8 protein-coding genes are annotated in these 8,834 nt (G+C 61.0%); 4 read left to right on the forward strand and 4 right to left on the reverse strand.

The features are described 5' to 3' along the window. A partial coding sequence (locus tag KDH09_17045) for a transglycosylase domain-containing protein (protein MCB0221407.1) occupies positions 1-1,988 on the reverse strand: 1,988 nt, incomplete at its 3' end. 133 nt (positions 1,989-2,121) lie between these two features. On the opposite strand from KDH09_17045, the gene KDH09_17050 reads away from it, so the two are divergent. The 4 genes from KDH09_17050 (at position 2,122) to KDH09_17065 (ending at position 5,132) form a co-directional block, all read left to right on the forward strand. Continuing rightward, on the forward strand, positions 2,122-2,883 hold the full coding sequence (locus KDH09_17050; protein MCB0221408.1) for a CPBP family intramembrane metalloprotease: 762 nt from the start codon (positions 2,122-2,124) through the stop codon (positions 2,881-2,883). Positions 2,884-2,907: 24 nt separating this feature from the next. Continuing rightward, positions 2,908-4,140, forward strand: a complete 1,233-nt coding sequence (locus KDH09_17055; protein MCB0221409.1) for an RHS repeat-associated core domain-containing protein — start codon at positions 2,908-2,910, stop codon at positions 4,138-4,140. Continuing rightward, positions 4,137-4,607 carry a hypothetical protein gene (locus KDH09_17060; protein ID MCB0221410.1) on the forward strand — a complete coding sequence of 157 codons (471 nt, stop codon included), beginning with the start codon at positions 4,137-4,139 and terminating at the stop codon, positions 4,605-4,607. Before KDH09_17055 ends, KDH09_17060 begins: the two co-directional genes overlap by 4 nt. Positions 4,608-4,733: 126 nt before the next feature. Continuing rightward, positions 4,734-5,132 (forward strand): hypothetical protein, encoded by a 399-nt coding sequence (locus tag KDH09_17065; GenBank protein MCB0221411.1) that lies wholly within the window; start codon positions 4,734-4,736, stop codon positions 5,130-5,132. A 624-nt stretch (positions 5,133-5,756) separates the two neighbouring features. On the opposite strand, the gene KDH09_17070 is transcribed toward KDH09_17065, so the two are convergent. From KDH09_17070 to KDH09_17080, 3 genes are read right to left on the reverse strand one after another with little or no spacing between them, the layout of a single operon-like run. Next, positions 5,757-6,647, reverse strand: coding sequence for a hypothetical protein (locus KDH09_17070; protein MCB0221412.1), 891 nt, complete (start codon positions 6,645-6,647; stop codon positions 5,757-5,759). 50 nt (positions 6,648-6,697) lie between these two features. Then, complete coding sequence (locus tag KDH09_17075) at positions 6,698-7,528, reverse strand: hypothetical protein (GenBank protein ID MCB0221413.1); 831 nt, start codon at positions 7,526-7,528, stop codon at positions 6,698-6,700. Further along, a complete protein-coding gene (locus KDH09_17080; GenBank protein ID MCB0221414.1) occupies positions 7,525-8,412 on the reverse strand; it encodes a TIGR02147 family protein in 888 nt (295 codons plus the stop codon). Before KDH09_17080 ends, KDH09_17075 begins: the two co-directional genes overlap by 4 nt. Positions 8,413-8,834 lie beyond the last annotated feature (422 nt).

Below are 8,834 nucleotides of genomic sequence, written 5' to 3' on the forward strand. Positions count from 1 at the left end.
CGGCACAGGTCCTTGAGCGTGACCGACGACGAGCCCAGCGCGAGGGTCGGGTCGTGGGCGAGCTCGCTCTCGATGCCAAGATCACGCGCGTAGTTGATGGTGTAGTCCACTCCGAGGTCCATGAGGATTTTTACGGGAATGGTGTTGATCGACCGGGTCAGCGCCTCGCGAAGGGTGACTTCGCCCGAGAAGCGATCAACGTAGTTCTTGGGCTTCCACACTTCGGCGTCGCTGGCACCCTGATAGGTCACCGGCGCGTCGAGGATGGTGGTCGAGGCGGTGTAGCCGTTGGAGAGCGCCTTGGAGAAAATGATCGGCTTGAACGCGCTGCCTGGCTGGCGAAGGGCTTGCACGGCGCGGTTGAACTTGCTGGTGGCGTAGTCGGAGCCGCCGACCATCGCGCGCACGCGGCCGGTGTAGGGCTCGAGCGAGAGCAGGGCGCCCTGCACTTCGGGCACCTGGTAGAGCGAGAGCTCATAGGAATACGCCGGCAGGTAGAGCTCGCCCAGTTGTTCGGCGCCGCGTGCCTGATCGACCGAAATAGAGAGCAGCCGCACCTTCACGATGTCGCCGACCGAGAGCGCCTGCTTGGGATCTTCGATCTGCGATTTCTTCGGGTTCTCGTTGGGATTGGGCTCTCGCGCCCAGTCCATCTCGGGAAGCAAGATGGTGCCGGTCTGGTTGGCGGCCAGCGTGATCTGCGCGTAGGGGATGTCGTTGTCGCCGGCATTTTCGCCCGCGCGCTTTCCAAAGCCCGTGACCATGGCCTGACGAATCTCCCCGACTTCGAAGACGGGGCCATCGGTATCGGGATTGTATTCCTCGCGCGCGAGGCGCCTGGCCAGCTCTTCGCTCTCGGTAGCGAGCCACGCCGAGCGCTCGACTTCGTCCTCGATGTGCTCGACCGGGCCGCGATAGCCCTGGCGCTTGTCCATGCGTTCGATGCCCGCGCGGGTGGCGGCCCAGGCGGCCTGCTGGTGCTCGTCGATGAAGCTGGTTACCACCGAGAGCTGGCCGCGGAAGAGCTCGTTCTCGCCGAGGATCTTGACGAGTTCCTGGCGCACTTCCTCCATGGCGTAGGCCATGTGGGGCCACTTCTTCTCGGGTAGCACGCGGTCGTAGGCGAGAATCTTCTCGGCGACCGCCTCGTCGTGGGCTTCCTGCGTGACGTAGCCATTGGCCAGCATCTGATCGAGCACGTAGCGCCGACGCTTTCCGGCCAGCTCGGGGCTGACGTTGGGGGCGTAGGCCGCCGGGCGCGGGGTGACGCCCGCAATGGTAGCGGCCTCGGCAAGGGTCAGCTCATCGAGCGTCTTGTGAAAATAGGTCTCGGCCGCGGCGGCAACGCCGTAGGCGCCCGAGCCCAGGTAGATCTGATTGAGGTAGAGCATGAGGATGTCGTCCTTGGACAGACGCTCCTCGATGCGGCGGGCCAGCAGGGCTTCCTTGATCTTGCGCACGTACTTGCGCTCGGGCGAGAGGAAGAAGCTGCGGGCGACCTGCTGGGTGATGGTGGAGGCGCCCTGCTTGATGCCGCCGGCCTTCAGGTTCGCAACCGCCGCGCGCAAAATGCCGAAGAAGTCGATCCCGCCGTGGTCGTAGAAACCTGCGTCCTCGGCGGCGATGAAGGCGTGGCGGATCTGCTCGGGAATCTGGTCGAGCGGCAGGACGACCCGCTGCTCTTTAAAGAACTCCCAGATCTTCTTGCCGTTGGCATCGTAGACATGGGTGATGACGTTGGGCCGGTAATCGTCGAGCCGCGTGATCTGGGGCAGCGACTCGCCCAGGTGATCGAGATAGGAGAACAGGGCGGCGCCGCCCACGGCAGAGAGCAGCAGCGCGGCCAGCAGCGCGCGCTTTGCCGCCCTCTTGAAGCGCGAGGGCGGCCGCGGGGGCTCACTGGGGGGCAGCAGAAACTCCTCCTGGGCCGGGGACTCTTCGCCGGTGGCAGGGGTTTCCTCTTCTTCTGGGTTTTCGCTCTCGGACATGCGGAAATACTGGCTTTCGCGGGCCTGCGCGCCGGTTTGCCCTCGATGGTGAGTTTGCGGCGGCTGGCTGGCGCCGAGCATAGCCCGCCCCCGGTGGTGATTCCAGCCTCCATCGGCTAAGAGCCTGACCGGCATGAGCGAGCAGGATTCAGAGCAAACAGGGCCCGAAGAGGCGCAAAATCCCGACGCGGAAGAGGGCGCGCCCGAGCAGCCCAAGCCCCCGCGGCGCCAGCTCCTGGTGGCGGAGGTGGTCCTGTCTTTCGGGACGATCCTCGCGCTTTCCATGGTGCCCGAGTTCTCCATCGGCTCGGGCAGCGTGCGGCTCGATCACCCACTCGTGCTCACGGCGGCGCTCATCTACCTGCCCTTCGTGCCCTACGCGCAGCGGCGCATCTCGCTTTCCGAAATGGGTCTTGGCTCGGGCAAGTTCGCGAGGAGCGTGAAGTTTGCCGCCATCACGGGTCTCATCATCTTCCCGCTCTTCCTGCTGATCTGGTACCTCGCCGGCGGGCTGGCGCTGGGACTCCCCGCGCCGCGCCCGATCACGAGCGAGTTCCCCTACGGCGCCTACGCCTGGGCCGACCTGGTCGCCCGCCAGTTCCTGGGCGCCGCGATTCCAGAAGAGTGGTTTTTCCGCGGCTATCTCCAGCGGCGGCTTCAGCAGCTCTTCCCCCGCAGGTTCGGCACCGGCCGGTGGAGCATCTCGGCCGCCGCCCTGCTCACCGCCTGGCTCTTCGGCCTCGCCCACGCCGCAAGATACGGCAACATCCTGAGAATGAACGTCTTCCTCCCCGGCATCCTCTTCGGCTGGGCCAGAGAACGCAGCGACCACCTCGCCGCCCCGATCCTGCTTCACGCAGCGTCGAATCTGGTGCTGATGGCGTTTGTGGGGTGAGGGTAGAGCCGCCCGGTCCGCGGCGTGGGACGCAGCATCCTGGCCAACATCACGCCGGGCGGCACCCGCCACATCCACGAGGATCGTCTCAATTCCGTCGTCGCCGAAACGGGCGATGCCGGCACCGTGCTGCACGCGCTCACCTACGATCCCCACGGCAAGACCCGCAACGAGAGCGGCACGAGCGGCCTCGAGCTCACCTTCACCGGGCACCTGCGGGACATCGACACCGGCCTCTACTACATGAAGGCCCGCTGGTACGATCCCGAACTGGGCATCTTCCTCAGCGAAGACCCGCAGAGCTACAACCCGGCCGATCCGTTTACGTATTCGGAATACGTATATGCGAATCTCAATCCGCTGACGTATATCGATCCGTTTGGATGGGCGGGCTGCGATCCGGACAAGCCGGGATGCGAAGATGGCAAGATCGTCGATTTTGACGCGTTTCTTGAGAACTATCCTGTCGGTGATCCTGCACTTAAAGAACAGCAGGGAGAAGAAGCTGAAGACAATGGCGGAATTTTCTCTGCAGTTCGAACGAAACTCAACGGGTTGAAGAATCGGTACAAAGCGAAATTTGAGGAACTTTATGATGATTATGTCGAGCGTTCGCCAGAGGGTAAGCAAAAGCGAATTGCTGAATCCCAACGGAAGATGGGGGAGATTCAAGAATCTGGTGGCATCGCAGGAGATCTCATAGCAACCACTTGTGAGGCACTAGGACCCTGCGATGAAGAAGAGGCGGACGCGATTCGTCGCCAGAGTTCCAAGCCGATTACAAGAGAGAATATTGAAGAGGCCTACTCAGATACTGGTGAAATCCTCGAAGCTGGTGGAAAAGGCGTAGTCTTCAGCCTGATCGGGAAATTTGTAGCTGGTCGCAAGGCCAAGAAAGCTGGCAGGCTTGCGGAACTTGGTAAAATTAGGCAGGCATACGATGATGAAGTTAAAGCACTCGGAGGATTGGGTGATAGCATGCGTGCTGCGGGGGAGGGAGTGGAACAGGTCGCCCGAACTCTCCATTCCTTGCGTAGGGAAATTGGCAAAAAATATAAGAGCGCAACCCCGTTGGGCACACGATTGAAAATCTACGCAAGAAATATCTTACCGAAGCGACTTGGGGGGCAAGGATATGACAGCATTTATGGGCCATCGATTGGGTGGCTTCGCAAGCATGGTAAGACATGGGAAGAAATCATTGAAACAGCGGCAAGGCCGAATAGGAAGATCAGTGCAGCCCTGGGCGTAAAATGAGTCGAACGAAGCGAAATGTTGTTTGGATGGCAAGGCCTGACGGGAGAGCAAAGTTCCTTCGACTGGACCTGCTTACTGGAGAGTTAAAGGAGCAGTTCACTCTTATCGATCCAAAGCCCATTCGAGGTGAATACTTTAAGCATGATGGGCATTTCGCAATGTATTATGCGACACGGGAGGGGATTGTGTTCCGGTGTAACGGATTGGTTCTCCCACTTACGCGTGATCTGTCGAGTGTGCTCGAAGTGGTAGATGGTGTGCAGAAGTTCACTCTGCACCGAAATGGTGAAGTAGTCTATCAGTGTGAATTGGCTATCGGGGGCAATTCATCCTTTTGGGATCGCGTCATTGAGTTTGATTTTAGCTTTGATCCGACGTTCAGTTTTTTTGACGACCTGCACTATCTCATTCAGCACCCTGAACAGTGGGCGGAGAAGGCCGAGCTGTTATTGTGCGATAATCGATAGTGTAAACACAGTTCTTGGGAGCAAAGCGCCCGGTTGCCCCAAAATGAAACGCCAACCTAATAGTCCGCCACCGAGGCCATGCCATACTTCACCGCCATGAAATTAACTATAACAACACTTTCAATCTTGTTTCTCCTCACCGCTTGTACCGGCACCGGCAACACCACCAAGCCCGCGCAGGCGGGCAAGCCCGTGATCACCGTCTCCCAGGCCGACATCGACCTGCACCTCCAGAAGAAGTCGCCGCAGTTGCGGCCGCGTTACGGGGTTCCAGGGGGCAGGGCGGATCTCGAGCGCGAGGTAAGCGAGCGGCGGCTGCTGGCGGTGCTGGCAAAGGACGAGGGGCTGGAGAAGGACCCGGCGCTGGCCCGGCGGATGGAGGATTTCCTCATCGAGCGCCTGATGGACGTCGAGGTCGAAAAGCGCTTTACCGAGGAGATCGCCGCCTCGCTCTACGAGCAGTTCCATGAGCGTTTCGTGACCGAGCGGTTGCACCTGCGCCAGATTCCGCTCCTCCCCATGTAAATTCTGCGGTCCATTTCGGGTCATTTCGGTCCATCGTGGGCCATCATGGGTCACGCCCCTTGCGTGATTTTCTTTCTTCCCCATACTGAAAAAGAGAGGGTCATTGGGCCCGACTGTGTTGCGCTCCCCCGCCGCCGGGGGAGCTGGCCGGGCAAGGCCCGGACTGTGGGGGCAGTGATGTACCAGCCCCCTCTGCCCTGCGGGCATCTCCCCCGACAGCGGGGGAGAGCTGATGTGGGGCGCGCTTTGCGCGCATTTCCATAGCGAGGACGCGGTCCGTTGGTAATTCTTGCCCGCGCGTCTTCGATGGCCCGAACGTGGACATGGCTAGCCATGCCCCTGCCCGCCGGTGGGGGTTTGGCTCGCCAAACCCATGTGCGGAGCCCACCGGCAGAATCCACTGTTCGGAACGGTCTTCGTCCGCCCGAAAGGAGAACCGGAAGAAAAATTTTTGGAAAATGTAAACATGAGCACGCGGATGCTGGAGCGGGCGGGCGTGTTTGTGTGGGGCTGCTTCTACGCCAGTGCCCGGAGCGCGCTCTGGGCACGGTTCCGGGTCCGGCGGCCGGTGGGGGGACCGGCATTTGGCTGGGGCCGCATCAGCGTGCGACCGTACTGGGCGGGTTAGTTGTCGGCGCCTTCATCCTCGTTTCCGTCGTCACTGCCGTCATCGCTGCCCTCGTCATGATGGTCATCGTCGAGTTCGGCGGAACCCTTGATGGCTTCCTTGAGGGTGTCTTCCAGGTTCTGGCAGTCGCCGGTCGCGTCGGAGATCATCAGGTGATTGTCCACGACCTGCAGGTCGCCGTTGGTGATGCAGCTCGTGATGGGCAGGGCGCTGAACCAGCTCGCCACGTCGAGGCTGAGGATGAGGTCGTCAGCAGCGAGGCTGTCGATGGTCGCGCCGGCGACGTTGGCGAACTCGGCTTCCTCGCTGAACTTGAGGAGCATCTCGAAGGTCTTCTCGGTCTCACCGGCGTCATTGGGGTCGAACTTGAAGGTGCCCGAGAGATAGATCGTGTGGCCGGCAAGGGGATCTTCGGCAGGGACGAGACCGTCTTCGACCTCGGCTTCCTCGAACTTGACCGCGACGTGGCTATAAGTGCCCGAGGGAAGTCCCACTGCAGAGATGTCGGGGGTGGAGGTGCCCGCGATCAGGTCCAGTACGAACGGGCCCTTGATGGCGAAGCTGTCGTCGACCGATTCGCAGGTGAGCAATTCGCTCGCGATGTCGTCCTCGGAGTCTTCGCACTCCATGCCTTCGGGCAGTTCGATCTCGACGTCCTTGACGCTGGCGCGCGCGGTGTCCATCACGAAGACCGTTCCGTCCTGGTCGGCCATGGCAAGGCCTGCGGGTACGGGGTCGGTGGCCTTGGCCGAGGCAGTTGCCGCCGCCGAGGAGGTCGCCTGGATGCGCACGCCGGAGACCACGTCGACTCCTGTTGCGCTGCCGGAGCCTCCGCCGCAGGCGGCCAGCAGTGCGGCCGTGAATAGGGTTGCTGATAGTTTCTTCATCTTCTTTCTCCTTGTTTCCTTCTTCCCGCCCATGCGGGAGTTTCTTGGTTTCAGTCGTCTTCGCCCGATTCGAGCTCGCCCGAGCCCACGATCGCGCTCTTGAGGCCATTCTCCACGTCGCTGCAGCCGCCCATGCCGTCGGCGATCAGCAAGTGGTTGTCGGTGAGCGTGAGGTCACCGTCGTCGAGGCACGTGGTGATGGGAAGGGCGGCGAACCAGCTCGCCACGTCCAGTTGCAGGCGCAGCGTTTCTCCAAGGTCGCCGAAGGGCACACCTGTCAGGTTTTCGAAAAAGGATTCCCCGCTGAAGTCGAGCGCAAATTCAAAGGTACGCTCGCTGCCGTCGTAGTCGAAGCGCCCGGTCGCGTGGAAGGTGATGTCCGAGAGCGGATCCATGGAGGGCAGATTTTCGGCGGGTTCGAACTGCACGCTGCCGTGGGTGTAGGACGCGATGGGGAACGGAAGTTCCGGCACCATCGGGGTCAGGGTCCTGTTCACCAGATCCGCGACCATGGATCCTTCGATACTGACGGAGTCGGCCTCGCAAGAGACGGTGACGAACTCGTTGTCGTCGACTTCGTTTTCGTCGAAGTCATTGCAGTCGAGCGGGCCGGGCAGTTCGACCTCGATCTCGTGGACGCTGGCGCGGGCCGATTCCACGACGAACTTCGTGCCCTGCTGATCGTATCCGATGAGTGTGCCGTCGATCGCGCGGGTTGCGGACTTCGAGAGGGTGGCCACCGGGTTGCTGGAGGTGGCTTCGAGGCTGATCTGCGGGCTTTGCGTGATGCCGTTGCCGGTCTTCAACCCGCCATCACCACATCCGCCTGCGAGCGGAATGCTGGTGCAGATCACCATGAGTATGCAGAGAAACTGTTTCACTTCTTTTTGTCCTTTCGGGTTGCCGGTACGGTCAGGTAACCGAGGAAATAGATTTCCTCTTCGAGTTCGTCGGGGAGGTCGTCGCCTTTGGGTGATTCGGGCTCGCCATTGAGGTAGTCGAGGATTTCATCCTGGAATCTGGAGATGCGCTCGCACACGGCCTCATACTGCTTGTGGTTCATCCGGACGGTGAGCGAACTGATGTTGCGCGCATCCCTGGGAAGCCCGTCGAGGCTTGTTTCTGCCAGCGAAAGCATCCCACGGTGGTAATTGCGCACTGCCAGTGATGCGACATCGGGTGAGGTCTCAAGCGCCTTGTGTGAGGGAACGAGTTTCCCGTCCTCGTCCCGTTCAATGAGTCCCGCGCGTTCGAGCACTTCGAGCGCGCGGGTGACTTCCTGCGCGCTCACGCGCGGATGGAGGCGGCGGCCGATCCACTCGGGGTCTTCACGGAAGTCGGGCAGACGCAGGATTTCGCGAATCGGAAACGCATGCCAGGTCGAGTAGGCCTCGTAGTGTTCTTCGGAGAGCGAAGTCCGGCCTTCGATCGCATTGCGGCGCGTGCGCAGCTTGCGGTAGTAGCGATTGCGTTCGGTATCGGTACGCGCCTGGCCCAGGTGCACCAGCAGGGCGAAGTCGTCGCGCTCGCGGGCGGAGAGACCCAGGGCGTCGGCAAACTTGCGAATCGAAGCGTCCGAGAGATTGCGCTCGCCCTCAACGACATGCTTGAGGAAGCCCGAGGAGGCGTAGCCCGCGCTCTGCGCGAATTTGCGGTAGGAGAACCCCCGCGAAGTCTCGCGCAGGTAGTCCACCATCTCCCGCAGGAATTCGCGGTAGTCGTCGTAGAGGACGGGGGTCGGGCGATATGTCGTTCTCTCGTTCACGACACTAATATTGGCTATTTGACTAATTTAATCTAGTAATTTCAGCTATTTACTTGTAGAAATCGTTCTCTGTAGAGAACGGTCTGGGTGTAAGTACGGGAAATCACGTGTTTTGCGGCTGGTTGTCGGAATATCTTTCCATGCGTGGACGTCTTCAACAGTGTTGAGCGTTCCAGGCATCCCATTCCTGTCCGGCTTCCGCCCCCGAAAAACCCCTTGAAAATCCCTAAGTTCCCGGTATTATTGGGGGGATTCCCGATCCGTAGGTGAGGCCGCGCTCCGGGAGAGAAGACGATCTCTTCGCAGCAAGCCATCGCATCGGCAGAGCCACCGCGCTTTGGCCGCTATCAGCTGCTTTCCGAACTGGGGAAAGGCGGCATGGGCGTCGTTTATCGCGCGCTCGACCCCAAGATCGGCCGCGA

This window comes from Chrysiogenia bacterium (genome assembly GCA_020434085.1).
GTDB lineage: Bacteria > JAGRBM01 > JAGRBM01 > JAGRBM01 > JAGRBM01 > JAGRBM01.